At 42.9% G+C, this 25,661-nt stretch carries 39 protein-coding genes; 2 read left to right on the forward strand and 37 right to left on the reverse strand.

The annotated features are described in order from the left end of the window. Positions 1–199: 199 nt before the first annotated feature. From C3V43_RS06175 to C3V43_RS06215, 8 genes are all read right to left on the reverse strand, one after another. A complete protein-coding gene (locus C3V43_RS06175; protein WP_106070486.1) occupies positions 200–1,069 on the reverse strand; it encodes a M23 family metallopeptidase in 870 nt (289 codons plus the stop codon). A gap of 268 nt (positions 1,070–1,337) precedes the next feature. Further along, positions 1,338–3,434 (reverse strand): ATP-dependent DNA helicase RecG, encoded by a 2,097-nt coding sequence (gene recG, locus C3V43_RS06185; RefSeq protein WP_106069058.1) that lies wholly within the window; start codon positions 3,432–3,434, stop codon positions 1,338–1,340. Further along, positions 3,422–4,096 (reverse strand): 2-C-methyl-D-erythritol 4-phosphate cytidylyltransferase, encoded by a 675-nt coding sequence (locus C3V43_RS06190; RefSeq protein WP_106069059.1) that lies wholly within the window; start codon positions 4,094–4,096, stop codon positions 3,422–3,424. Before C3V43_RS06190 ends, recG begins: the two co-directional genes overlap by 13 nt. A 3-nt stretch (positions 4,097–4,099) precedes the next feature. Next, complete coding sequence (locus tag C3V43_RS06195) at positions 4,100–4,648, reverse strand: DJ-1 family glyoxalase III (protein ID WP_106069060.1); 549 nt, start codon at positions 4,646–4,648, stop codon at positions 4,100–4,102. Positions 4,649–4,664: 16 nt separating this feature from the next. Further along, positions 4,665–5,483, reverse strand: coding sequence for a TonB family protein (locus C3V43_RS06200; protein WP_106069061.1), 819 nt, complete (start codon positions 5,481–5,483; stop codon positions 4,665–4,667). Positions 5,484–5,516: 33 nt separating this feature from the next. Beyond that, positions 5,517–5,930 (reverse strand): ExbD/TolR family protein, encoded by a 414-nt coding sequence (locus tag C3V43_RS06205; RefSeq protein ID WP_106069062.1) that lies wholly within the window; start codon positions 5,928–5,930, stop codon positions 5,517–5,519. 40 nt (positions 5,931–5,970) lie between these two features. Continuing rightward, positions 5,971–6,687 carry a MotA/TolQ/ExbB proton channel family protein gene (locus C3V43_RS06210; RefSeq protein WP_106069063.1) on the reverse strand — a complete coding sequence of 239 codons (717 nt, stop codon included), beginning with the start codon at positions 6,685–6,687 and terminating at the stop codon, positions 5,971–5,973. Further along, positions 6,687–7,400, reverse strand: coding sequence for a pyridoxine 5'-phosphate synthase (locus C3V43_RS06215; protein WP_106069064.1), 714 nt, complete (start codon positions 7,398–7,400; stop codon positions 6,687–6,689). The genes C3V43_RS06210 and C3V43_RS06215 overlap by 1 nt, the downstream gene beginning before the upstream one ends. Positions 7,401–7,504: 104 nt before the next feature. Between C3V43_RS06215 and C3V43_RS06220 the strand changes: the two genes are divergently transcribed. Then, entirely contained in the window at positions 7,505–8,374 is an 870-nt protein-coding gene (locus C3V43_RS06220) for an NAD kinase (RefSeq protein ID WP_106069065.1), read from the forward strand. Positions 8,375–8,759: 385 nt separating this feature from the next. After that, positions 8,760–8,978, forward strand: coding sequence for a hypothetical protein (locus C3V43_RS14670; RefSeq protein WP_129588731.1), 219 nt, complete (start codon positions 8,760–8,762; stop codon positions 8,976–8,978). A 556-nt stretch (positions 8,979–9,534) separates the two neighbouring features. Here C3V43_RS14670 and mdh read toward each other — a convergent pair. From mdh to rplW, 29 genes are all read right to left on the reverse strand, one after another. Next, positions 9,535–10,476: a malate dehydrogenase gene (gene mdh / locus C3V43_RS06225; protein WP_106069066.1), complete on the reverse strand. Its 942-nt coding sequence runs from the start codon at positions 10,474–10,476 to the stop codon at positions 9,535–9,537. 346 nt (positions 10,477–10,822) lie between these two features. Continuing rightward, positions 10,823–11,323, reverse strand: a complete 501-nt coding sequence (gene rplQ, locus C3V43_RS06230; RefSeq protein ID WP_106069067.1) for a 50S ribosomal protein L17 — start codon at positions 11,321–11,323, stop codon at positions 10,823–10,825. Positions 11,324–11,326: 3 nt separating this feature from the next. Beyond that, complete coding sequence (locus C3V43_RS06235) at positions 11,327–12,319, reverse strand: DNA-directed RNA polymerase subunit alpha (protein ID WP_106069068.1); 993 nt, start codon at positions 12,317–12,319, stop codon at positions 11,327–11,329. Between the two features lie 11 nt (positions 12,320–12,330). Continuing rightward, positions 12,331–12,936, reverse strand: coding sequence for a 30S ribosomal protein S4 (gene rpsD, locus C3V43_RS06240; RefSeq protein ID WP_106069069.1), 606 nt, complete (start codon positions 12,934–12,936; stop codon positions 12,331–12,333). A 116-nt stretch (positions 12,937–13,052) separates the two neighbouring features. Beyond that, positions 13,053–13,442 carry a 30S ribosomal protein S11 gene (gene rpsK / locus C3V43_RS06245; RefSeq protein WP_106069070.1) on the reverse strand — a complete coding sequence of 130 codons (390 nt, stop codon included), beginning with the start codon at positions 13,440–13,442 and terminating at the stop codon, positions 13,053–13,055. Positions 13,443–13,453: 11 nt separating this feature from the next. Beyond that, positions 13,454–13,834, reverse strand: coding sequence for a 30S ribosomal protein S13 (rpsM, locus tag C3V43_RS06250; protein WP_106069071.1), 381 nt, complete (start codon positions 13,832–13,834; stop codon positions 13,454–13,456). A gap of 34 nt (positions 13,835–13,868) precedes the next feature. After that, positions 13,869–13,985, reverse strand: coding sequence for a type B 50S ribosomal protein L36 (ykgO, locus tag C3V43_RS06255; protein WP_002558051.1), 117 nt, complete (start codon positions 13,983–13,985; stop codon positions 13,869–13,871). Between the two features lie 403 nt (positions 13,986–14,388). Continuing rightward, on the reverse strand, positions 14,389–15,474 hold the full coding sequence (locus C3V43_RS06260; RefSeq protein WP_106068911.1) for an IS110 family RNA-guided transposase: 1,086 nt from the start codon (positions 15,472–15,474) through the stop codon (positions 14,389–14,391). Positions 15,475–15,592: 118 nt separating this feature from the next. After that, a complete protein-coding gene (gene infA / locus C3V43_RS06265) occupies positions 15,593–15,811 on the reverse strand; it encodes a translation initiation factor IF-1 (protein ID WP_002558052.1) in 219 nt (72 codons plus the stop codon). Between the two features lie 9 nt (positions 15,812–15,820). After that, positions 15,821–16,618 carry a type I methionyl aminopeptidase gene (gene map, locus C3V43_RS06270; protein WP_106069072.1) on the reverse strand — a complete coding sequence of 266 codons (798 nt, stop codon included), beginning with the start codon at positions 16,616–16,618 and terminating at the stop codon, positions 15,821–15,823. 12 nt (positions 16,619–16,630) lie between these two features. Beyond that, a complete protein-coding gene (gene secY, locus C3V43_RS06275; RefSeq protein ID WP_106069073.1) occupies positions 16,631–17,974 on the reverse strand; it encodes a preprotein translocase subunit SecY in 1,344 nt (447 codons plus the stop codon). A gap of 4 nt (positions 17,975–17,978) precedes the next feature. Next, positions 17,979–18,425 carry a 50S ribosomal protein L15 gene (gene rplO, locus C3V43_RS06280; protein WP_106069074.1) on the reverse strand — a complete coding sequence of 149 codons (447 nt, stop codon included), beginning with the start codon at positions 18,423–18,425 and terminating at the stop codon, positions 17,979–17,981. A 29-nt stretch (positions 18,426–18,454) separates the two neighbouring features. Beyond that, positions 18,455–18,631: a 50S ribosomal protein L30 gene (rpmD, locus tag C3V43_RS06285; protein WP_106069075.1), complete on the reverse strand. Its 177-nt coding sequence runs from the start codon at positions 18,629–18,631 to the stop codon at positions 18,455–18,457. Between the two features lie 12 nt (positions 18,632–18,643). Then, a complete protein-coding gene (rpsE, locus tag C3V43_RS06290) occupies positions 18,644–19,162 on the reverse strand; it encodes a 30S ribosomal protein S5 (protein WP_106069076.1) in 519 nt (172 codons plus the stop codon). 5 nt (positions 19,163–19,167) lie between these two features. Continuing rightward, on the reverse strand, positions 19,168–19,512 hold the full coding sequence (gene rplR, locus C3V43_RS06295) for a 50S ribosomal protein L18 (RefSeq protein WP_106069077.1): 345 nt from the start codon (positions 19,510–19,512) through the stop codon (positions 19,168–19,170). Between the two features lie 24 nt (positions 19,513–19,536). After that, positions 19,537–20,106 (reverse strand): 50S ribosomal protein L6, encoded by a 570-nt coding sequence (gene rplF, locus C3V43_RS06300; protein ID WP_106069078.1) that lies wholly within the window; start codon positions 20,104–20,106, stop codon positions 19,537–19,539. Positions 20,107–20,121: 15 nt separating this feature from the next. Further along, entirely contained in the window at positions 20,122–20,517 is a 396-nt protein-coding gene (gene rpsH / locus C3V43_RS06305) for a 30S ribosomal protein S8 (RefSeq protein WP_106040850.1), read from the reverse strand. Between the two features lie 49 nt (positions 20,518–20,566). Beyond that, on the reverse strand, positions 20,567–20,866 hold the full coding sequence (gene rpsN, locus C3V43_RS06310; RefSeq protein ID WP_106069079.1) for a 30S ribosomal protein S14: 300 nt from the start codon (positions 20,864–20,866) through the stop codon (positions 20,567–20,569). A gap of 4 nt (positions 20,867–20,870) precedes the next feature. Beyond that, positions 20,871–21,428, reverse strand: coding sequence for a 50S ribosomal protein L5 (gene rplE, locus C3V43_RS06315; protein WP_106069080.1), 558 nt, complete (start codon positions 21,426–21,428; stop codon positions 20,871–20,873). After that, positions 21,428–21,748 carry a 50S ribosomal protein L24 gene (rplX, locus tag C3V43_RS06320; RefSeq protein ID WP_106069081.1) on the reverse strand — a complete coding sequence of 107 codons (321 nt, stop codon included), beginning with the start codon at positions 21,746–21,748 and terminating at the stop codon, positions 21,428–21,430. The genes rplE and rplX overlap by 1 nt, the downstream gene beginning before the upstream one ends. Before the next feature lie 20 nt (positions 21,749–21,768). After that, complete coding sequence (rplN, locus tag C3V43_RS06325; RefSeq protein WP_005825700.1) at positions 21,769–22,134, reverse strand: 50S ribosomal protein L14; 366 nt, start codon at positions 22,132–22,134, stop codon at positions 21,769–21,771. A gap of 2 nt (positions 22,135–22,136) precedes the next feature. After that, positions 22,137–22,406: a 30S ribosomal protein S17 gene (gene rpsQ / locus C3V43_RS06330; RefSeq protein ID WP_005825701.1), complete on the reverse strand. Its 270-nt coding sequence runs from the start codon at positions 22,404–22,406 to the stop codon at positions 22,137–22,139. After that, on the reverse strand, positions 22,403–22,600 hold the full coding sequence (gene rpmC / locus C3V43_RS06335; protein WP_106069082.1) for a 50S ribosomal protein L29: 198 nt from the start codon (positions 22,598–22,600) through the stop codon (positions 22,403–22,405). The genes rpsQ and rpmC overlap by 4 nt, the downstream gene beginning before the upstream one ends. 5 nt (positions 22,601–22,605) lie before the next feature. Then, entirely contained in the window at positions 22,606–23,040 is a 435-nt protein-coding gene (gene rplP, locus C3V43_RS06340) for a 50S ribosomal protein L16 (protein ID WP_005656538.1), read from the reverse strand. 21 nt (positions 23,041–23,061) lie between these two features. Next, positions 23,062–23,793 carry a 30S ribosomal protein S3 gene (gene rpsC / locus C3V43_RS06345; protein WP_106069083.1) on the reverse strand — a complete coding sequence of 244 codons (732 nt, stop codon included), beginning with the start codon at positions 23,791–23,793 and terminating at the stop codon, positions 23,062–23,064. Between the two features lie 5 nt (positions 23,794–23,798). Next, positions 23,799–24,209 carry a 50S ribosomal protein L22 gene (rplV, locus tag C3V43_RS06350; RefSeq protein WP_106069084.1) on the reverse strand — a complete coding sequence of 137 codons (411 nt, stop codon included), beginning with the start codon at positions 24,207–24,209 and terminating at the stop codon, positions 23,799–23,801. A gap of 38 nt (positions 24,210–24,247) precedes the next feature. After that, a complete protein-coding gene (gene rpsS / locus C3V43_RS06355; RefSeq protein WP_002558070.1) occupies positions 24,248–24,517 on the reverse strand; it encodes a 30S ribosomal protein S19 in 270 nt (89 codons plus the stop codon). A 20-nt stretch (positions 24,518–24,537) separates the two neighbouring features. Next, positions 24,538–25,362 (reverse strand): 50S ribosomal protein L2, encoded by an 825-nt coding sequence (gene rplB / locus C3V43_RS06360; protein WP_106069085.1) that lies wholly within the window; start codon positions 25,360–25,362, stop codon positions 24,538–24,540. A 5-nt stretch (positions 25,363–25,367) separates the two neighbouring features. After that, positions 25,368–25,661 (reverse strand): 50S ribosomal protein L23, encoded by a 294-nt coding sequence (rplW, locus tag C3V43_RS06365; RefSeq protein WP_106069086.1) that lies wholly within the window; start codon positions 25,659–25,661, stop codon positions 25,368–25,370.

Genomic DNA, 25,661 nt, shown 5'->3' on the forward strand with positions numbered 1-25,661 from the left:
AGGTAGGAATAATTAAAGAAAAAAGAAAGAAAGGCATATCAAAAGTAGGAGAGCTCGCATTAAAAAGGAAGCACGGATTTCACGAATTGACACGGCTTCTATGATCCAAAAACCGTGAAATTCGTATAACCCGTGCTTAAAAAAGTGAGGAAATGCCTCAACACCCCCTCACCTCATTTTTATAGAGATTGTTTACGTTTTATGAGCAGCGCAAAACCTGTCCCGGACGCAAAACGGTTCTACGCGTAATTCTATTCAGTTTGCACAACTTATCAATGGTTGTACCCTGACGGGCCGCAATTCGTCCCAAAGTATCGCCCTTCTTCACTTTATAGAACAAACCTTCACCGACAGCCATTTGGCGTGCAGTGCTCGGAGTGCCCTTTGTCTTGTGGAATGTATATGAATCCGCAACGATATCTTGTTTTTCAAAATCAAACAGCAGAGCAGGGTCGATAGGAATTCCGAGGAAACGGGTCTCGAAGTGAAGATGCGAACCGGTGGAACGACCGGTATTACCACCCAAAGCTATCGGCTCTCCGGCCTTTACCAATTGATTCTCATCTACCATTTGTTTGGATAAATGACCGTAAACGGTTTCCAACCCATTATCATGACGAAGCACAATATATTTGCCATAGCCACGACGACCTTGATTCTTGACGATACGCACCTTGCCATCAAAAGCAGCCCGAATGGTATCTCCCACGTAAACCTTGATATCCAAGCCATAGTGCATTCTCCGCCTTCTGGGACGATAACCGAATATGTCCGTTATGCGGGTATTGGTGGTAGGCATACAAAAACCGGTCAAATCAAATGTATAGCTTTCCGGCACGATAGCGTCGCCATAGGCCTGCACACGTTCATTATTCCAGTCGGAATATAAATCCAAACCGGGATATAATGATTGTTCTGCACGTATCTGTTTTTGCAGGGACAATGAATCTACACTTTTTAATTTTCTGTCGATGGGAGCCTGACGTGCAATGAGGTCCTGAGAGAAAGAGTTCAGACTGACCATTGCTGCCGCTGCTAATAATGTCGTTTTAATCCAATTAAAATCCATTCGTTCCGTCATTCTTTTTGATATTTACTACACACGTTTTTCGGCTAACCAAAGGTCAGTAGCTTTACGTAAATATCCAGATTGATTAAAAAATTCTCCCAAAGGTAAGATTTTCTCCGAAAAACGAGCTGAGACATTAAGTATTTTTTTCAGAAGAAGGTAGTAAAGGGAAACCAAAACTTGTCTTAAACCTTTATAAATAGGAAAGTTAGAAGAAAACATGTTTTACAGCATAAGAACGCAAGCAAAACGAATATTTAGTCATTTCTCAACTGATAGCCGCCCAATTAACATTCGTTTTTCTCAAGGCTTTCAACTGCTGCCACAATATTTCATTCTCAGGAAGCACTCCATTAGGGTCGGTATCCACCACACTCTGCGCCACTTCGCGAACATATTGCAACAATTGTCCGTCACGGACTATATCGGCAATTTTCAGATCAAATGCGACACCACTTTGCTGAGTACCTTCCAAATCGCCCGGCCCACGCAACTTCAAGTCCGCCTCCGCTATCTCAAAACCGTCATTGGTGCGTACCATGATTTCCAAACGTTTCCGCGTGTCTTCGGCCAATTTATATCCTGTCACCAAAATACAATAAGACTGCTCGGCTCCCCGCCTTACACGACCCCGAAGCTGATGAAGCTGAGACAATCCGAAACGCTCGGCATTTTCGATAATCATCACCGAAGCATTCGGTACGTTTACACCTACTTCTATCACCGTAGTAGCCACCATTATCTGTGCTGCACCGGACACAAACAGTTGCATCTGCGCATCTTTCTCGGATGCTTTCATCTTACCATGCACCTTGCAAACTTTACACTCAGAAAATTCTTCCCGAATATGCAGATAGCCTTCTTCGAGATTCTTCAAATCGATTTTCTCGCTTTCCTCTATCAATGGATAAACGATATAGACCTGCCGCCCCTCGGCTATCTGCTTGTGTATGGACTGATACAAGCTCATTCTGCGATTGTCAAACTGATGGAGGGTGACGATGGGTTTGCGTCCCGGAGGCAACTCGTCTATGACAGACACATCCAAATCGCCATACAATGTCATGGCCAATGTACGAGGAATCGGGGTTGCCGTCATAACCAACACATGAGGAGGTTGTACGTTTTTAGTCCACAGTCGTGCACGCTGGACAACACCGAAGCGATGCTGCTCATCAATCACCACCAAACCGAGAGAGGCAAAATTTACCGTATCCTCAATGACGGCATGCGTACCTACCAGTATGTGTATGTCTCTCGTCAACAAACCGGAAAGGATTGCTTCACGTCGTTTCCCTTTAATGGAACCGGTTAATAGCTCCACACGGATACCCATCCCGTACAGCAACTCACGGATGGTTTCATAGTGTTGGTTCGCCAAGATTTCGGTAGGAGCCATCATACATGCCTGATAGCCGTTATCAAGCGCTATCAGCATGCTCATCAGAGCAACCAATGTTTTTCCACTGCCCACATCTCCTTGCAGCAGCCGGTTCATCTGCTTGCCGGACCCCACGTCTCTGCGGATTTCTTTCAGAACTCTTTTTTGCGCATTGGTCAGTTCGAAAGGCAGATTCCGGGAATAGAATGTGTTGAAAATCTCTCCCACCTTTTCAAAAACATAACCGCGATACTTTCGTTGCCGGTCTTTTGCATATCGCAGTATATTCAACTGTACATAAAACAGTTCTTCAAATTTCAGGCGATATTGTGCCTTACGCAACAATTCCGGATTAGAGGGGAAATGAATGTTAATCAAGGCTTCCGTCAGTGGCATCAGATGATGTCGGGCAAGGATAGAAGGCGAAAGCGTCTCCGGCAACGGGTCTTGTAACTGCTGCACCACGGCGTTCATCATTTTCTCAATGGCATGCGAATTGAGAAAACTCCGTTTCATTTTTTCTGTCGTATTATAATAAGGTTGCAACCCCATGGAGGATAATTTTAAATCCGAGGCCGGATCTATGTCAGGATGCGCAATGTTTATTCTGCCATTGAATAAGGTCGGCTTACCGAACACGATATACTCCTGATGTACCTTATATTTTCCAATCAAGTATTTGATGCCTTGAAACCAGACCAAATCCACCACTCCCGTATCATCCGAGAAGTGAGCAATCAGTCTGCGCTGACGGCCTTCACCCACTGTCTCAAAACTCAAGATTTCTCCTTTCAACTGAATATAAGGCATTGCCCCGTCAATTTCCCGGATGGAGTAAATGCGACTGCGGTCTACATATTTATAAGGGAAATAATACAAGAGGTCGTGCAGTGAATAAATGCCCAATTCTTTATTGAGCACCGCAGCACGTTGCGGCCCTACACCCGGCAAATATTTTATGTCACGCGTGACTAAATCGAACATGATTCCGTAAGGACTGTGGCTATTTTCAAATCAAATGGAGTGGTTATCTTGATATTTTCCTTGTTACCTTCGGTCAAGAAAACAGATTCCCCCAACGCTTCCACCACAGAAGCATCATCTGTGAAGAGGGAAGTATATGCTTGCCCGTATGCTTTTTTCAGCAATTCCGCATCAAACACCTGAGGTGTCTGGACAAGTCTATAATCATCCCGATTGACCGTTACACTGCCATCTCCGGTCAGGCGGCGTACTGTTTCCACTACCTCTATCACCGGCACGACTGCTTTTTTTTCCGCAGCCAGTTTATAGCAACGGGCAATAACCTCCGGCGAAACAAACGGACGCACTCCATCGTGCACTCCGACCAAAGCCGGTGTTTTCACCAAAGCCAACCCGTTCTTCACAGAATGGAAGCGGGTTTCTCCACCATCCGCAATGACATGGGGCAATGAAAAGCGGCACTCCCTGCACAACTGTCTCCAATAGTCTTGCTGACTGTGAGGAAGCACCAATATTATTTGTATCTCCGAATCACTGTCATAAAAGGCTTCCATTGTGCGCATCAAAACCGGTTTACCCCCTACCGGGATAAACTGTTTGGGGAGTTCGCCTCCCATACGCAAGCCTTTGCCGCCGGCTACTATCAGAGCATACCGTGTCATAAATCACCGAACGCACATTGCTTCTTTCAATTCCTCTACCTTCTCTTTTCCTTTCAGCAGTTCCACGATGGCCAATGCAAATTCCATAGCGGCTCCCGGCCCTTTTCCCGTGATGATGTTGCCGTCTCTTTCCACCGGGGCGCCGGTGCAATCAGCCCCTTCGAGATACTGTTCGAATCCGGGATAACAAGTAGCCTTTTTACCTTTCAACAATCCCAGCTTGCCCAACACCATAGGAGCAGCACAAATGGCGGCTATCGGTTTTTGCTCCTCGGCAAAACGCAAAATAAGCTTACGCAGTTCGTCGCATTTCTCCAACGTTGCCGCACCCGGCATACCACCCGGCAGCAATACAAGTTCCGCATCGAAAAAGTCGCAATTCACCACATTCTTATCGCATAAGACAGGAATATCATGTGCTCCCGTCACTATTTCGTCGGGGGTAACGGTCACCATTTCCACATTCAGTCCGGCACGCCTCATCACATCCACAGATGTAAAAGCTTCGGTCTCCTCAAATCCGTCGGCAAAAAAAACATACACTGTACCCATAATTGTTTCTCCTTATCTATTTCAGGTTAAAATAATACGTTATCGTCCCTACTTGATTGTTCAACCCGCTCACTGCATTGAAACGAGCCTTTTTGGCCGCATCTTCCGCCGCCTTACGCAACGCGGGATTCACGGTATTTGTCTGGCGATTGATGCCGGTAGCTATTACATATCCGGCGGGATTCACGGTAATTGTTACAACCACCCTACCCTCGTCTTGCACGTTATATACCGGCCGAGGCAATCCTCCTTCACCGATGGAACGTCCGCCGAGGCTGAATGTTCCGTAACCTCCCGTACCGGAAGTTGCACCGGTAGGAGCATTTCCTTCAGGGCTACCCTGAAGCCCCTCACCTTTTGTATCTCCTTTACTGTCCATCCGGGCTCCTTTACCGAAAGCACCGGCCACACGCCGGCGTGCAGCCTCTTCCGCTTCCTTACGCTCTCTTTCGGCTTTGGCCTCCGCCATTTTGCGAGCGTCTTCCGCTTTTTCGGCTTCTGTCTTTTCAGGCTTTTTCACTTCTTTCGGTTTCTTCACTTCTGCCTTGGGCTTCAGCGCAACGGTTTCTTCCGCTTCCTGCGTAATGATGTCCTGTTCCTCCGTTTCCTGCACTTGTGCGGCAGGTTCTTCCGGCATAACGTCTACTTTCACCAAAGAGGGATCGGCAGCCCCAAGCGCATCGGACACCTCTCCCAACATGACAGGCACTCCTCCCTCTTCCATCGGTTCAGGCAACGCAAATCCCACCAGTATCAAAAGGGCAATGATGGCTGCATGCACCAAAAGCGCACCCGCCACACCAATATATTTTCCTTTTTTCTTCTGATTCAACATACGGTATCTGCGTTTGAAGTAAACGACTAAAAACTATTTTCCTTCGGGTGGACGCGTTGCCAGCACCATCTTGAATTTGTTCTCGTTTGCGATGTTCAGCACTTTCACTATTTCCCTATAAGGTACTGTTTCATCGGCATACAAAGCAATGTACATTTCAGGCTCTCTCTCTGCGCACGATTGCAGAAAAGGCGTCAATTCCTCCAATGTCAACTGTTGCTCCCTGTCATTGCCGAAAGCGGCATAATAGTTCAGGCCGGCATCGATGATGACCCTTGTCAGAGGCTTGGCGGATGTCTGTTGCTTTCCTTGCGGCAACAACACCTTGATGGCATTGGGCGACACCATGGTAGATGTTATCATAAAGAAAATCAACAGCAGGAAAATCAAGTCCGTCATGGACGCCATGCTGAAAGAGGGTGATATTTTAGCTCTACGTTTTAACACTTTATGAATTGCTAATTATAAAATTTTCAACTACGAATCATCAATGCGCCGGTTCGTTCAGCAAATCCATGAACGCCATTGTCTTGGCTTCCATCTTATTGACCACGCCATCTACCAGCGTCACCAGATAGTTGTAGGAGAACATGGCTATGATGCCGACAATCAAACCGCCCACGGTGGTAATCATCGCTTCATAGATGCCGCCCGAAAGCATTGTGATGTCGATGTTGTTTCCGGCGTTTGCCATCTGCCAAAAAGCTCTCACCATACCGGTCACCGTGCCAAGAAAACCTATCATGGGCGCACCTCCGGAGATGGTTGCCATGATGGTCATTCCTTTCTCCAATTTGGCGACTTCAATGTTTCCCACATTTTCAATGGCGGCCTGCACATCGTTCACCGGACGCCCCAGACGACTGATTCCTTTTTCAATCATACGGGCAGAGGGTGTATTCACACTGCGGCAATAGGCAATGGCCGCTTTCAGCTCTCCACCCAGAATATAATCCTTTATCTTATCCATGAACAAGGGGTCTTCTTTTCCCGCCTTCCGGATAACATAATTACGTTCGAACAAGATATAGAAACAGAGCAAAGACATCAGGCCTAACACAATCATAATCCAGCCGCCCTTGATGGCCATGCTCCATAAGTTCATCTCATCGGAAGCGCTTACTTGGGTCAATACCGGATTGGCACCTGCGATGGAATCGGTCAGTGCCGGGGCCGCTTGGGCCAATAACAACATTATATTCATCAGCGAAGACAGTTTTTATATTCCTGAATAGTACGTTCCAGTCCCAGATACAGCGCATCGCTAATCAACGCATGGCCGATAGACACTTCGTCCAACCACGGAATGTTTTGATAAAAATAATTCAGATTGACCAAACTCAAATCATGCCCGGCATTCAGGCCCAAGCCCAAACTGCGGACTACCTTGGCGGCCTCGACAAAAGGGGCTACCGCCGCTTCCCGATTCTGAGGATATGCCTTCGCATAAGGTTCCGTATAGAGCTCCACGCGATCGGCACCCGCTTTGGCCGCATATTCTATCATTTCGGTTTCAGTAGAAACAAAAACGGAAGTACGGATGCCGGCATTGTTGAATTTATCCAATACTTCGTTCAAGAAATCGTAATTACTTTTAGTATCCCAGCCGGCATTCGAGGTTATTTGTCCGGGGCTGTCGGGCACCAAAGTGACCTGATGCGGTTTCACCTTCAAAACCAAGTCTATAAATTCGGGAGCGGGATATCCTTCTATGTTAAATTCCGTATGCAACAGCGGACGCAAATCATATACGTCCTTATGGCGTATATGCCTCTCATCGGGGCGAGGATGCACGGTAATCCCGTCGGCTCCAAAGCTCTCGCAATCCAACGCCACTTTTACGACATTCGGGATATCTCCTCCGCGAGCATTGCGCAGCGTTGCAATTTTGTTTATATTTACACTCAACCTTGTCATAATTCGCTTCATTGTTTTGGGCAAAAGTACAAATAATCGCGATACTTCGGCTGCATTCCAAGAAAAAAATAGCATATTTGCATCCTAATCCAACCATGTTTGTTATGAAGTTTGCCATATTCGGAAATACCTATCAGGCCAAAAAATCGTTTTACGCGGAAAATCTCTTCCGGTTGCTCAAGCAGCACGATGCACAACTTTGCATTTGCCGTGAGTTTCATCATTTCCTGACCGCCGACTTAAATCTAAACATTCCGGCGGCAGAATTGTTTGACGGTGACAACTTTTTTGCCGACATGGTAATAAGCCTCGGCGGTGACGGCACTTTTCTGAAAGCCGCAAGCCGTGTGGGGAAAAAAGATATTCCTATTCTCGGCATCAACACCGGCCGTCTGGGTTTTCTGGCAGACATCTCACCGGAAGAGATGGAGGTTACTTTCGACGAGATTTACAATAATCACTATAAAGTGGAAGAACGAAGCGTCCTGCAACTAAGGTGCAACGACGATCATTTGATGAAGTCGCCCTATGCGCTCAACGAGATAGCGGTACTGAAGCGAGACAGCTCCTCCATGATTACCATCCATACCGCCATCAACGGCGCACCGCTTACCACCTATCAGGCCGACGGATTGATAATTGCCACCCCTACCGGCTCTACGGCCTATTCACTTAGCGTAGGTGGTCCGCTTATCGTTCCTCACAGCAAGACAATCGCCATTACGCCTGTTGCCCCTCACAGCCTTAACGTCCGCCCCATCGTCATCTGCGACGATTGGGAGGTTACACTCGATGTAGAAAGCCGTAGCCACAATTTTCTAGCTGCCATTGACGGACGCAGCGAATCGTGCAAGGAGACCACCCGCCTGCATATCTCACGAGCCGATTACAGCATCAAGGTTGTCAAACGGTTCAATCATGTCTTTTTTGATACGTTGCGCAACAAAATGATGTGGGGGGCAGACGTCAGATAGCCCGTTTCGTCCCCTCTTAATTCATTGCCCTGAACCGCAAGGTTCATACTCGTGTCCTTTCGCCCCTGACAACATAAAAACAGGAAGGCGTACCCACTCCAAGAGTCAGTGTAAATAAAAATCACGAAAATTACATCAAAAGGATTAAGAAAAGTAACAACATTATTACCTGTGTTCGGGATAGGCGGTTGCTTTTGCTAAAGATGAGGGGTTGCATCCTATCGGAGGGATATCTCCTGAACATGTCGGTTTACGGCGGTTTGGCAGAAGAGAGCCTTTTACGCCGACCGCCCTCCCCCCCCTGTTCGACAGCTGTAAGCCTTTGTCGTGACAGACACAAGTGTTTGAGCCGTCAGAGGCAAGTGTCTGACAGGGAAGGGGGCGAATGACTGATAATCAATTAGCATTGACTTTAAAATACAGGCCGACGGGTGAGGTTATTGACCTGCTTCTTATCCCGAACCCAGGTATTATTAATCTCTTCAGAAGTTCTCTTCCCGGAAAACCTGAAAAAGAAGAATCTTTTTCCATTTGGATAAACAAGAAAAGTTTCGGACAAAGAGCAAAGGTTCAACCCTGCACTCTTGTCCTTGCCGAAGCGTGAGCTTATGCTTGTACAAGTGAAGCCTTACGCTTATACAAGTAAAAGGCTACGTTTGTACAAGTAAAAAGCTACGCTTGTACAAGTGAGAGCCAACGCTTGTACAAGCGTAAATCGCTTATAATCAGCAACTGTTTTTAATTGAAGAGAAGAAGACTTTCAGTCATCCCCGTTGGCAACTTCCCCCTCTCCTGTTTTTACTTTCCTTCAGGTGTGGGATTACCTCTTCTAAGGTGCGGGATTACGTCTCGTAAAGTGTGGGGGCAGCCCCTCTAAAGCGTGGGGGTACGTCTCGTAAAGTGTGGGATTGTCCCCTCTAAAGTGTGGGCTTAGACTTACTCAGGTGTGGGCTTGCGCCTGCATACGTGTAAAAAGCCAAACCTCTTTGCATTACAAATAAGAAAGGATTTATCCGCCGGCTTTTCCGGATTGTTCCCTTTCAACGTAGAGAAAGAACGGAAAAACAGGAAGCGCATCATGGAATTTGCGTATAAAAAACACGGGAAGCGGTTTTCAACACCCGCTTCCCGTGGAATATAGTTTATCAGACACTTCTCAATCAAAGAGCGCCTACTTCCTTCAAAGCCTCGTTTGTTTTGTGAACAGCGGCTGCGCTGGCAGCGAATTTTGCTTTCTCATCGGCAGTCAGTTCCAGCTCCACAATCTTCTCGATACCGTTCTTACCCAAGATAACGGGAACACCGATGCAGATGTCTGATTCGCCGTATTCTCCTTCCAGATATACAGAGCATGGAATCATCTTCTTTTGGTTGTGAATGATAGACTCAACCACGTAAGCGCCGGCCGCACCCGGAGCATACCATGCAGAGGTGCCCAGCAATTTGGTCAACGTTGCACCGCCCACCATAGTGGCGGCAACCACTTCGTTCAGTTTCTCTTCGCTCAGCAAAGTACTTACAGGCTGACCTTTGTAAGTAGCCAGACGAGCCAACGGAATCATGGTCGTGTCACCGTGACCGCCGATAACCATGCCTTCTACTTCGTTGGCATTGCAGCCCAAAGCCTGAGACAAGAAATACTTGAAACGAGAGCTGTCCAAAGCACCTCCCATACCGATGATACGGTTCTTCGGCAAGCCCAGAGATTTCAATGACAAATAAGTCATCGTGTCCATCGGATTGGAAATAACCACAAATATAGCGTTCGGAGAATATTTCAGGATGCTTTGTGCAACCGACTTAACGATACCGGCATTTACTCCGATCAATTCTTCACGGGTCATACCCGGTTTACGAGGAATACCGGAAGTAATAACCACTACATCGGAACCGGCAGTCTTCTCATAATCGTTGGTACAGCCTACAACAGTGGTGTCGAAGCCCAGCAGTTGAGCAGTCTGCATCATATCCATTGCCTTACCCTCTGAAACGCCTTCTTTCACGTCCAGCATTACCACTTCGTCGGCCACTTCATTAAAGGCCAACACATTAGCGCATGTAGCACCTACGTTACCTGCACCCACTACGGTTACTTTTGACATAATTTCTAAAGTTTTTGTTTATAAGTATGCTTTAATTTTAAAGATACCACAAAAGTACAACGACATTCCTGATTAAAGAAATTTTTCCGCAATAATTTTAGTTAAAAGCAATCTTATACGCACACCTTGCGCATGCACAATAAACATCAGAGTTCTATTTTTCTTCTATGCCGCCCGGCATTGAATATCAAAACACAGAGCCTGCTGCAAAAGCGGCCGTAACCTCCCGCAACAAAAAAAGAGTCCGGTACAATACCGAACTCTTTCTGAAATCAATTAATAAATTTATTGCCCAACCTTTTGAAGGAGTGAACAAAGGGCACATCCCCCATATATAATGGTTGAATTATTCAGCCTTAGCCTCTTCAGCCGCAGGAGTTTCGGCAACCGGTGCTGCTGCTTCTACTGCAGGCGCTACTTCAGCAGCAGCTTTCTTTGAACGGCGGGTACGGGTAGCTTTCTTCGTTACCTTTTCCTTAGCCATATTCTCGTTATAGTCTACAAGCTCAATGAAGCACATTTCCGCATTGTCACCCAAACGGTTGCCAGTCTTGATTATACGCGTATAGCCACCCGGACGATCAGCAATCTTCACGGAAATCTCTTTGAACAATTCTGTTACAGCATACTTATCTTGCAAGTTGCTAAATACCACACGACGAGAGTTTGTCGTATCGTCTTTAGCTTTCGTAATCAAAGGCTCAACAAACTTCTTCAACGCCTTAGCCTTTGCAACAGTCGTAGTGATTCTTTTGTGCTTAATCAAAGAACACGCCATATTAGCCAACATCGCGTTTCTATGAGAGGCAGTACGACCCAAATGATTGAATTTCTTATTATGTCTCATTTTTTATTCTTTATCTAATTTATATTTAGAAATATCAGTTCCAAACGACAGATTCAGACTTTCCAGCAAATCATCAAGCTCGGTAAGCGATTTCTTTCCGAAATTTCTGAATTTCAGCAAATCGGTCTTGTTGAATTGCACCAAATCGCCCAAAGTCTCTACGTCGGCAGCCTTCAAACAGTTGAGGGCACGAACGGAAAGATCCATATCGACAAGTTTGGTTTTCAACAACTGACGCATATGCAGAACCTCTTCATCAAATTCTTCGTTGCCATCGGCATCGTTGCTCTCCAATGTAATCTTCTCGTCAGAGAAAAGCATGAAATGATAAATCAAGATCTTTGCTGCCTCCTTCAAAGCATCTTTCGGATGAATGGAACCGTCGGTAGTAATCTCAAGTACCAGTTTCTCGTAGTCAGTCTTCTGCTCTACACGGAAGTTTTCCACCTGATACTTCACATTACGTATCGGAGTATAAATAGAATCGATAGGAATTACGTTCACATCGGTGCAATATTCGCGATTCTCGTCAGCAGGGACATAACCGCGACCTTTGTTTATCGTAATATCTATCTGCATAGTTGCTTTTGAATCTAAATGACAAATAACTAACTCAGGATTTAACACTTCAAATCCAGTCAAATACTTACCTATGTCACCTGCTTTAAATTCACTTGAATTCTCGATTGTAATACTTACCTTCTCGCTCTCGAATTCTTCAACTACTTGCTTGAATCTCACTTGTTTCAGATTCAAGATAATGTTAGTAACATCCTCTTTAACTCCCGGAACATTGGAGAACTCATGCTCCACACCTTCTATCTTGATAGTGGTGATAGCATAACCTTCCAATGAAGAAAGCAGAATGCGGCGCAGTGCATTACCAACGGTAATACCGAAACCCGGCTCCAAAGGACGGAACTCGAATTTTCCGAATTTGGAGTCCGCTTCTAACATTAATACTTTATCAGGTTTTTGAAATGCTAATATCGCCATGAAATTAATTATTATTTAGAATACAATTCTACGATCAAATGCTCTTTAATGTTTTCAGGAATGTCCGCTCTTTCAGGCACATGCAGTAACTTACCCACCTTAGAGTTATCATCCCATTCCAACCAAGGATATTTGCTGTGGTTAAAACCTGCCAAAGAATTTGCAATCACTTCCAAAGACTTGGATCTTTCGCGAACTCCAATTACCTGACCCGGTTTTACCGCATACGAAGGAATATTTACGACCTCACCGTCCACAGTAATATGTTTGTGGCCCACCAACTGACGAGCTGCTGCACGAGTAGGAGCAATACCCAAACGGAATACAATATTGTCAAGACGTCCCTCCAACAATTGAAGAAGGATCTCACCGGTAATACCCTTAGCAGTTTCTGCCTTCTCAAACAAGTTACGGAATTGTTTCTCCAAAACGCCGTAGGTGTATTTGGCCTTCTGTTTCTCACGAAGTTGTACACCGTATTCAGAAGTCTTTCTCTTTCTTGAATTTCCATGCTGTCCGGGAGGATAGTTCTTCTTTGACAATACCTTATCTGCTCCAAAGATACCTTCACCGAATTTACGGGCAATTCTTGATTTTGGTCCAGTATATCTAGCCATTTCTTTTAAATATTTAATTGTTTATTCATGAACTCAATTTGTTGCAGCCGCGATTGTAGAGAGAAAGTTTACAATCCAAAAACAAAATCAAGTGTCATACTTATTAAAGGTAAATCTTAAACTCTACGTCTTTTCGGAGGACGACAACCATTATGCGGCAACGGAGTTACGTCAATAATCTCTGTAACCTCAATACCAGCACCGTGAATAGTTCTAATAGCAGATTCACGCCCATTACCCGGACCTTTCACATATGCTTTTACCTTTCTCAAACCAAGATCGTATGCAATCTTAGCGCAATCTTGAGCAGCCATCTGTGCTGCATAAGGAGTGTTCTTCTTAGAACCTCTGAAACCCATTTTTCCGGCAGAAGACCAAGAAATGATTTGCCCTTCGCTATTTGCCAGAGACACAATAATGTTGTTAAAAGATGAATGAACGTGCAATTGTCCATTAGCATCTACCTTTATATTTCTCTTTTTTGCTGCAACTGTTTTTTTTGCCATATCAACAATTATTATTTAGTAGCTTTTTTCTTATTAGCAACGGTTTTCTTTCTACCTTTGCGAGTACGAGCATTGTTTTTCGTGCTCTGGCCTCTTACAGGAAGACCGATGCGGTGGCGAATACCACGATAACAACCGATATCCATTAAACGCTTAATGTTCAATTGAACTTCAGAACGAAGGTCTCCTTCTACTTTATACTCTGCTCCAATGATCTCACGAATCTTGGCAGCCTGATCATCCGTCCAGTCTTTTACTTTCAGGTCTCTGTCAACACCTGCTTTGTCCAGAATCTTTGCTGAACTACTACGACCTATACCATACACATAGGTCAACGCAATTTCACCCCTCTTGTTTTGAGGCAAATCGACACCAACTATTCTTATAGCCATATACTAAATTATTTTTCTTGCAAAAATAATAATATTATCCTTGACGTTGTTTATACTTAGGATTTTTCTTGTTAATAACATACAAACGGCCATTACGTCTAACAATCTTACACTCTGGCGTACGTTTCTTTAAGGATGCTCTTACTTTCATATCTTAATTTCCATTTAAAATCCAAACAAAGTTGGATAATTCATTAATAATTAACTTTAGTTTCATATCTTTTTGTCAGGATGTTAAGAGGAAGTAGGCTCTGCTGAGGAGCAACCTACCAGCAATAAGCATCCTAACGGTACGCAGTAATGCTACTTTGGGAGGCGGTTACACGCCTCTCTTTTTGTATTACTGATATCGTCTGATATGGCTAAGAAAACCTAACCATAATCCTATGGTAAAACAAACTTTCCACAGCAGACACCACACAAGGGGCTGCAAGTTCCTTTATCAGTCAAACCATTAATGAGGATTACAAACTTTTTTAAGCGGACTTCAAAGCCGCAAAGTAATGATAGTATTTTCCTCAAAAGAAAGTTGTTTTACCTTATAGGATTCTGTATCATTTGACAACACACGGTATATATTCCTTTTCATGTTTGAGTACATAATATATTCTGTTTACAAGCCGTCTGGCAATCTTTATGATTGACTTCTGGGGATTCATACGTTTACGGTATTCCGTATAGGCTACAGTCATTGCAGGATCCTTACGGATTGCAATCCATGCAGCTTCCACCAACAGGCAGCGGAGCATGAAATGGCGACGTACCGTTATATCCCCTGTGCCGTTACTCTCACCGCTCGAATGGCACATGGGTACCAGACCGATGAAAGAAGCCAGATGGTCCTCATTCCTGAAACGGACTATACCGTCAAGTTCAACCATCAGGGTAGCAGCTGTAGTAACGCCTATTCCGGGAACAGAAGTCAGAAGACGTATCGGCCTCTCAAAAGGTGCGTTACGTGATATCTCACGGATGGCACGTGTTTCCTGAAGAAGCATCTTACGCAAACGCACGAACTGCTCCAAGTGCAGTTCCAAAGTCTTCTTGCCATACTCTGTTGAGAGTTCGAGAGAATGAAGCCAAGTCAGGAAACGTTTTGACCAACATCCTATCGAGCATCGGGTAAACTCTTCGGGTATATCCACTCCATGAAAACGAAGCAATGACTTGATGCGGTTCTTCGCACGGGTGCTGTCTTTTACAATCAGGTTTCTCATCCTTATCAAAGAGCGCATTTCCAGGACATCCGCCTTGGGAACGTATATTCCTACCAGCGAACCGGAACGTAATTCACGAGCCAGCTTCTTACAATCCACGGCATCCGTCTTACGAAGTTTTTCCTTACTCATGGTCGGAACGTCGGCTGGATTGACCACGATGTTGGTTATTCCTAAATCCATCAGTTTCTCGTGTATCCAAAAGCCGCAGAATCCGGCTTCATACACAGAGAAGTAATTGGCGCCCGGATAATTGCTGACAAGATACTTGTGCAATGCTTCCGGTTCCGGAATTTGGCTGAATCGATTCAGAACACTATGCTCTGATAAAATTGCAACCGACCAACTCTTCAGGTGGACATCAATTCCTACATAAATATTTTGACCACTGAAATCTAATGTGTTACTTTGTACACGTTTCATAAGCTATATCGTTATGAGTTAATATTGTTGTTATCACTTACAAAGTTAACTATAATGGTATAGCTTTTTTAGGGCTATATTATGTTATCCGTCACTTCCGATTTTAAACATAGGAACTTTATTTATATCTAAATACAATTCTTCCTTTCGATAAATCGTAAGGAGACATTTCGACTCTTACTTTATCACCCGGCAAAATCTTGATGTAATGCATCCGCATCTTACCGGAAATATGTGCAGTAATCTCATGTCCGTTTTCTAATTCAACGCGAAACATAGCATTAGACAATGCTTCAACTATAACTCCATCTTGTTCTATTGCAGATTGCTTTGCCATATTAAATTCTTAAATTGCTTTATCTCCTAATACTTCTTCGATGAACTTGAATGATGACAAAATATCAGCTTCACCCGTCCCTACAGCTACTGTATGTTCAAAGTGAGCCGCACATTTACGATCTTTAGTTCTCACCGTCCAACCATCACCCTCCATCAAGATTTGTCGGCTACCCAAAGTAATCATGGGCTCTATAGCTATGCATAAACCTTTTTTCAACATTGTTCCATAGCCACGCTTTCCATAATTAGGAACTTGAGGATCTTCATGCATTTCTTTTCCAATCCCATGTCCTACAAATTCACGCACTACTCCATAAGAATTAGATTCACAATACTGCTGTATCGCATATCCGATATCACCTAAGCGCTTGCCTTGAACAGCATTCTGTATCCCTATGTATAATGCTTCTTTAGTAACCTTCAGTAACTTGCGTATTTCCTCATCAACTTCACCAACACAAAACGTATAGGCTGAATCACCACAGAATCCGTTCATGTAAGTACCGCAATCAATAGATACAATATCACCATCTTTCAGTACTACATCTCTCGGAACACCATGTACCACCTGCTCATTCACAGAGGTACAAATTGAAGCAGGAAAAGGATCACCATATTGGTTAGGAAAACCCTTAAAAGTAGGCACAGCACCATTATCTCTAATGAACTCTTCTGCTACTTTATCCAACTCCTTAGTTGTTATTCCCGGTCTTATAATCTTAGCTATCTCAGCCAACGTTTTTCCAACAAGCAGATTACTCTTGCGGAGTAACTCTATTTCATCTTCTGTCTTAAGAAATATCATTTCTCAAAAAGATTAATATGCAGCTACATTACCACTGCGCCCTTTAATACGCCCGGACTTCAACAAACCATCATAGTGTCTCATCAACAAATGGCTTTCAACTTGCTGAAGAGTATCAAGTACCACACCAACAAGGATTAACAAAGACGTACCGCCAAAGAATTGAGCGAACTCGGCCTTCACACCGAACACACCGGCAAACGCAGGCATAATAGCAACCAAAGCTAAGAAGAAAGAACCAGGCAGAGTGATACGAGACATAATAACGTCAATATACTCTGCTGTTTGCTTTCCAGGCTTGATACCCGGAATAAAACCGTTGTTTCTCTTCATGTCCTCAGCCATTTGAGTCGGATTAATTGTGATCGCAGTATAGAAATACGTAAATAGTATAATCAATACAGCAAAAATCAAATTATACCAAAAGCTTGTATGATCAGTCAATGCACGTACAAAACCACTCACATCATTAACATTTGAGAAGCCCACGAGTGTAATAGGAATAAACATGATAGCCTGAGCAAAGATAATAGGCATCACGTTAGCAGCATTCACTTTCAAAGGAATGTATTGTCTGGCACCACCATACTGTTTATTACCTACTATCTTCTTCGCATATTGAACAGGAATTTTTCTTGTTCCCTGCACTAAAAGAATAGCAAATGCAATAACGAACAGCAAAACGACAAGCTCAATCAAAAACATTACCAGACCACCCGTTTTATCTGTCATTCGAGAAACCAATTCCTGGAACAAAGACTGCGGCAAACGAGCAATGATACCGATCATAATAATGAGCGAAATACCATTACCGATTCCTTTATCAGTAATTCTCTCACCAAGCCACAAAATAAACATACTCCCTGCCGCCAAAATGATGGTAGAAGTAAACATAAACAGAGTCCAATCTAATGAAGCATTTAAGGAAGGACCAGCCTGCATTTTAAGATTGAGCAAATAAGAAGGAGCCTGAACCAAAAGGATAAGAATCGTCAAATAACGAGTGTATTGATTCATTTTTCTCCTACCACTCTCGCCCTCACGCTGCAGCTTTTGGAAATACGGAACCGCAATACCCAACAACTGAATAACAATAGAGGCAGAGATATATGGCATGATACCCAATGCAAAAATAGAGGCATTGGAGAATGCTCCACCAGAAAACATATTTAACAAGGCTAAAAGACCTTCGCTTGTTTGTTGATGCAACTGTGCCAACATTGACGGATTAATACCCGGCAAAACGACATACGAACCAAAACGGTAAATTGCCACAAACAATATGGTAATGAGGATCCGTTGTCTCAGATCCTCAATTTTCCATATATTCTTTAATGTTTCAATAGCTTTTCTCATTGAATTAGAGTTTTACGACTTGTCCACCAGCAGCTTCGATGGCAGCAACAGCTGTTTTAGAAAACGCATGTGCTTGTACATCCAACTTAGCAGTCAAAGTTCCGTTACCTAATACTTTTACCAACTGGCTTGCAGAAATAAAACCAGCAGCGATGAAATCATTAACACCAACCGTCTGTAAGTTCTTTGCTTCAGCCAATTTCTGAACAGTATCCAAATTGATAGCTTTATATTCTACACGATTGATGTTCTTAAAGCCGAACTTTGGAACACGACGTTGAAGAGGCATCTGTCCACCTTCAAAACCGATTTTCTTAGAGTAGCCAGATCTTGATTTAGCCCCTTTATGACCTCTAGTAGAAGTCCCCCCCAAACCAGAACCGGGACCGCGCCCAATTCTTTTTCTTGTCTTAGTAGATCCTACTGCAGGTTTTAAATTACTTAAGTTCATATTGTAATCGTTTAATATTCAACAAATAATTACTTAACAATGGCAACCAAGTGTTTAACCTTATCTACCATTCCAAGGATCGAAGGAGTGCATTCGTGCTCAACCACACGATTTAACTTACGAAGTCCCAGCGCATCCAACGTTCTCTTTTGGTCAGCAGGAGCACCAATTCTACTTTTTACTTGTTTAATCTTTACAGTCGACATATTTTTCCTCCTTTATCCTCTAAATACTTTTTCCACACTAATTCCTCTGTTCTGAGCCACCATACGAGCATCACGCATTTCGCTTAAAGCCAAGATAGTAGCTTTCACCAAGTTATGCGGGTTTGAAGAACCTTTTGACTTAGCCAAAACATCTGTTACGCCTGCACTTTCCAATACCGCACGCATAGCGCCACCAGCAACCACACCTGTTCCGTGAGAAGCAGGTTTGATAAATACCTCAGCCCCGCCAAACTTTGCAGACTGTTCATGAGGAACTGTACCTTTCAGCACGGGTACTCTTGTCAAGTTCTTCTTCGCAGATTCAACACCTTTAGCAATAGCAGCAGTTACTTCACCCGCTTTACCAAGTCCCCAACCGATAATTCCTTCTTCATTTCCTACTACCACAATAGCAGAAAAACTAAAAGTTCTACCACCCTTGGTTACTTTGGTCACACGATTAATAGCAACCAATCTGTCTTTCAGTTCCATATCGTTTGTAATCTTAACTCTATTATTAAGTCCTGCCATAATGATTAAAATTTAAGTCCACCGTTACGGGCGGCATCAGCCACCTCTTTTACTCTCCCATGATACAAATATCCATTACGGTCGAAAACAACAGTAGTAATACCTGCTTCTTGAGCTTTTTTAGCAATTAGTTCACCAACTTTAGCAGCTTGCTCTTTTTTCGGCATCTTTTCAGTCATGCCTAATGAAGAAGCGGCAGCCAAAGTCTTACCGGACAAATCGTCGATAATTTGGACATAAATCTGCTTATTGCTTCTAAACACACTCATACGCGGACATTCAGTAGTACCTGAAATTCTATTGCGTACTCTATATTTGATCTTAATTCGTCTTTCTATTTTTGTTGTCATAATGATATCTATCAAATTAAATGATTATTTAGCACCGGCTGATTTACCAGACTTTCTACGAATTTCTTCGCCAACAAACTTAATACCCTTACCCTTATATGGTTCAGGCTTACGGAAAGAACGTATCTTAGAACAAACTTGACCGAGCAACTGTTTATCGCAAGATTCCAATATGATAAGAGGATTCTTATTTCTTTCAGACTTAGTCTCAACTTTAATCTCAGGAGGTAACTGTATAAAAATACTGTGAGTATATCCTAAAGCCAGTTCTATAATATTACCTTGGTTGGAAACACGATAACCTACACCGACAAGTTCCAATTCTTTCTTATATCCTTCTGACACCCCAACAACCATGTTGTGTACCAATGAACGATATAGACCATGGAATGCATGCTTTTGCTTCGGATCATCCTGCATTGCGTTTTCATTCTCAGCCAAAACAACATTTCCTTCTTCAATGCTAACAGTTATAGCAGGATTTACATATTGGCTCATTTCACCTTTGGGACCTTTCACGGTAACCACATCATCTTTTAAGGTTACTGTTACTCCAGCGGGAATACTAATGGGTAATTTTCCTATTCTTGACATTGCTATTTCCTCCTATTAATATACATAACACAAAACTTCACCACCGATTTTCAGGTCAGCGGCTTCTTTGTTGGTCATTACACCTTTGGAAGTAGATATTATAGCAATACCCAAACCATTAATAACACGCGGCATATCTTTGTAACCGGTATAACGACGCAGACCCGGAGAAGAAATTCTTTCCAGCTTCTTGATTGCGTTAACCTTATTTACCGGATCATACTTCAAGGCTACTTTAATTGTACCTTGAGGACCATCTTCTACAAACTTATAATTAAGAATGTAGCCTTTTTCAAAAAGAATCTTCGTGATTTCTTTTTTCAAATTTGAAGCCGGAACTTCCACAACTCTGTGTTTCGCTTGAATAGCGTTCCGCAACCTCGTCAAATAATCTGCTATTGGATCAGTCATATAAAATAAATTAAATTAATCAGGACTACCCTGACAATATTTAAAAAAATTACCAGCTTGCTTTCTTTACACCAGGAATAAGACCGTTGGAAGCCATCTCGCGGAACTGAATTCTGGAGATACCAAATTGACGGATATATCCTTTAGGACGACCAGTCAACTTACAACGGTTATGCATACGAATCGGATTAGAATTCTTAGGCAAATCCTGCAATTTCTGTGCGGCCTCAAAAGCCTCTGCAGGGTCACCTGTTCTAATAATTTGCTTTAACGCAGCTCTCTTCTCGGCATATCTGGCTACTAATTTAGCACGTTTAACTTCGCGTGCTTTCATTGATTCCTTTGCCATATTATCAATCTTTTTTAGCGTTTTTAAACGGTAAACCGAATTCTTTCAACAAGGCATACCCTTCTTCATCTGTTTGCGCAGAGGTTACAAAGGTAATATTCATTCCGAGAATTCTGGTAATGCTATCGATATTTATTTCAGGAAAGATAATTTGTTCCTGAATACCAAGGGTATAGTTACCTTTACCATCGAACTTGCTTTCAATACCTTTGAAGTCACGTATACGAGGAAGAGCTACACGAACCAGCTTTTCAAGGAATTCGTACATTCTCTCGCGACGCAGAGTTACCATAACACCAATAGGCATTTTCTTACGCAACTTAAAGTTTGCAATATCCTTACGAGAAATGGTCGCTACGGCTTTTTGGCCAGTGATAGTAGTCATTTCGTTTATTGCTACTTCTATAATCTTCTTATCTGCGACAGCCATACCTAAACCTTGATTGATAACAATCTTCTTAAGTACGGGTATCTGCATTGAAGAAGAATACTGGAACTGTGATTTCAATGCAGGCACAATACGCTCTGCATATTCTTTCTTAAGGCTAGCAGTATTACTCATTACTTAATCTCCTCTCCTGATTTTTTAGAATAACGCACTAAAGTGCCATCAGCACTCACTTTTCTACCAACACGCGTTGCTTTACCTGTCTTGGGATCAACGGGGTTCAGGTTTGACAAATGGATAGAAGCTTCCTGCTTCACGATACCACCTTGCGGGTTCTTTGCATTCGGTTTTGTGCTTTTAGACACCATGTTGACACCTTCGACGATTGCACGGTTTTTATCAACAAGAACCTTCAATACACGACCAGTCTTACCCTTGTCTTCGCCGGAGTTTACATAAACTGTATCGCCTTTTTTAATATGTAATTTACTCATTACTCAAATCTTTTACAATATTAAAGTACTTCAGGAGCGAGTGACACAACTTTCATGTTAGTAGCACGAAGTTCACGAGCTACCGGACCGAAAATACGACTTCCTCTTATTTCACCTGCATTGTTCAACAACACGCAAGCATTATCATCAAAACGTATATAAGAACCGTCAGCACGACGGATTTCTTTCTTTGTACGTACGATCAAAGCTTTAGACACTGCACCTTTCTTAATATCACTTGAAGGGATAACGCTCTTTACAGAAACAACAATTACGTCCCCTACTGAGGCATAACGACGTCCTGTACCCCCCAAAACGCGAATACAAAGAGCCTCTTTTGCCCCACTATTATCACATACTGTAAGTCTGGATTCTACTTGTATCATAATTACTTAGCTCTTTCAATTATTTCTACCAATCTCCATCTCTTAGTCTTGCTCAAAGGACGAGTTTCCATGATGTGTACAGTATCGCCGATATTGCACTCATTCTTTTCATCATGAGCATGGTACTTCTTAGTTTTACTAACGAACTTACCATATATAGGGTGTTTTTCCTTAAATTTTGCTGCCACAGTAATGGTTTTATCCATCTTGTTGCTCAGCACAACCCCTGTTCTTTCTTTTCTTAAATTTCTTGCTTCCATCAAGCTCATCATTTATTGTTAAGTTCTCTTTGGCGTAATTCGGTCTTCATACGCGCAATAGTCCTGCGTAATTGTTTGATTTGAGCAGGATTATCCAAAGGAGAAATAGAATGATTTAAAACCATCTGGTTATAATTAGCTACTTCTGCCTCTATTCTTTCTACCAAATCATTGGTAGACATCTCTTTAATTTCTGCAATTTTCATACTTCTTACGCATTTTGATTTTGAATATCATAATCACGTCTCACAACAAACTTAGTTGTGATAGGAAGCTTTTGTGCTGCTAAGCGCAAAGCTTCTTTTGCGATTTCATAAGATACTCCTTCAGCTTCAATAATAATTCTACCCGGTGTAACAGGTGCCACGAATCCCTCGGGGCTACCCTTTCCTTTACCCATACGCACATCAGCAGGCTTTCTTGTGATGGGTTTATCGGGGAATATACGAATCCAAATTTGTCCTTGACGTTGCATATATCTTGTCACTGCAATACGCGCAGCTTCAATTTGACGGCCTGTAATCCATTTTGTTTCCAAGGCCTTAATACCAAAAGATCCGAAAGCCAACTGGTTTCCTCTTTGGGCATTACCCTTTTGACGGCCTTTTTGTTGTCTTCTGAATTTTGTTTTTTTCGGTTGTAACATAATTCCTAAAAATCAAATTCGTTAGCGATTATTTTTCTTTCTTTTGAAGTTCTTTCCGCCATTGCTTCCGCTATTGCTTCCACGACCACTTTCTTTGCTTTGTGTAAAGTTTGGAGCCAATTCCTTCTTTCCATAAACTTCTCCTCTACAAATCCAAACTTTGATGCCGAGAAGGCCTACTTTAGTCAATGCTTCTGCATGACAATAGTCTATATCGGCTCTGAAAGTGTGCAACGGAGTTCTTCCTTCCTTATACATTTCAGAACGAGCCATTTCAGCCCCATTCAAACGTCCTGAAATCTGAATTTTGATCCCTTCCGCCCCCATACGCATTGTATTAGCGATGGCCATTTTGATGGCGCGACGGTAGGCAATTTTACCTTCAACTTGGCGAGCAATGTTGTTAGCCACGATAACAGCGTCCAACTCAGGTCTTTTTACTTCGAAGATATTAATCTGGATATCCTTATCGGTGACCTTCTTCAACTCCTCTTTTAATTTATCAACTTCTTGGCCACCTTTGCCGATAATGATACCCGGACGTGCAGTACAAACGGTAATAGTCACGAGTTTCAATGTACGTTCAATTACAATCCTTGACACACTTGCCTTTGCAAGACGAGCGTCTAGATATTTGCGAATCTTGCTATCTTCTAGCAAAGAATCGCCGTAATTCTTTCCACCATACCAATTGGAATCCCATCCTCTGATAATTCCTAAACGGTTGCTTATTGGATTAACTTTTTGTCCCATTTACCTTAATTTTGATCTTCGTTATTACTTTTAGAACCAACGAACAACGTTACGTGGTTTGAACGCTTACGGATTCTGTAACCTCTACCCTGCGGCGCTGGTCTCATTCTTTTGAGTGTAGCGCCACCATCAACAAAAATTTTGGTTACGAACAATTCCCCACTTTCTGCCTTACGTTCGTTTTTCTGCTCCCAATTAGCAATTGCAGAGCGCAGCAATTTTTCCACTCTGGCAGAAGCTTCTTTAGAAGAAAACTTCAAAACGCCGAGCGCTCTGTTCACTTCCATCCCGCGAATCATGTCAGCCACGAGACGCATTTTACGGGGGGAAGTAGGAACATTTTGCAATTTCGCAAAATACATGGTCTTAAGGGCTTCTTTTCTTTTTTCAGCCGATATTTTTTTTCTTGCTCCCATTATATTATTACTTTATTATTTCAGATAAAAACCTGTTTTTACTTTTTCTTATTACCGGCATGTCCTCTAAAAGTACGAGTTGGAGCAAATTCTCCCAACTTGTGTCCTACCATATTCTCGGTAACATAAACAGGAATAAATTTATTTCCATTGTGAACTGCAACAGTATGCCCTACAAAATCAGGCGAAATCATTGAAGCTCTGGCCCAAGTCTTAACTACCACTTTCTTGCCCGATTCATTCATAGCAAGCACTTTCTTCTCAAGCTTAACGTTAATATACGGACCTTTTTTTAATGAACGACTCATAATTTACTCTATTAATCAGATTACTTCTTTCTTCTCTCAATAATATACTTAGACGATTGTTTCTTCGGAGCTCTTGTCTTAAGACCCTTAGCATACAATCCCTTACGAGATCTCGGGTGTCCTCCTGAAGCACGTCCTTCACCACCACCCATCGGGTGATCAACCGGATTCATTACGACACCACGGTTACGCGGACGACGTCCCAACCAGCGAGAACGTCCAGCTTTACCGGAGCTTTCCAATCCATGATCTGAGTTACCTACACTACCGATAGTAGCCTTACAAGTATTGAGGATCTGGCGAACCTCACCTGAAGGCAACTTGATAACGCAGTATTTACCTTCTCTTGAAGTCAATTGAGCAAAATTACCAGCCGAACGAACCAAGGCAGCGCCTTGACCCGGACGTAACTCGATATTGTGAATTACGGTACCAACCGGAATGTTCTGAAGCGGAAGTGCATTCCCGATTTCCGGGGCTGCAGTTTCACCTGACATCAAAGTCGCACCAACTTGCAATCCATTGGGAGCAATAATATATCTTTTTTCTCCATCTGCATAAAACAAAAGAGCAATACGAGCCGAACGATTCGGATCGTATTCTATTGTTTTAACCACTGCAGGCACACCGTCTTTATTTCTCTTGAAATCTACGATACGAATAATCTTCTTACTACCGCCACCAATATAGCGCATGGTCATTTTGCCTTGGTTGTTACGACCACCTGAAGATTTTTTACCAAATACAAGAGACTTTTCTGGTACTCGTGCAGTAATTTCTTCGAAAGTACCAATAATTTTATGTCTTTGCCCCGGTGTTGTGGGCTTAAATTTACGTACTGCCATTTCTATTAAATATTGCTATAAAAATCAATAGTATCTCCTTCTTTCAACGTAACGATGGCCTTCTTGAAGGCATTCTTACGTCCGTTGATAATACCTGCTCTTGTATACCTGCTTTTGTTTTTACCAGCATACTTCATTGTATTTACATCAACTACCGTAACGTTGTAAAGGGCTTCAACTTCGCTCTTAATTTCCAATTTATTAGCTTCAGGACGCACGATAAAGCCGAAACGGTTGTTCGCCTTATCAGTAATAGCAGTCATTTTCTCTGTCACTAACGGTTTAATAATAAATCCCAT

The organism is Prevotella heparinolytica (assembly GCF_002998535.1).
Lineage (GTDB): Bacteria > Bacteroidota > Bacteroidia > Bacteroidales > Bacteroidaceae > Bacteroides > Bacteroides heparinolyticus.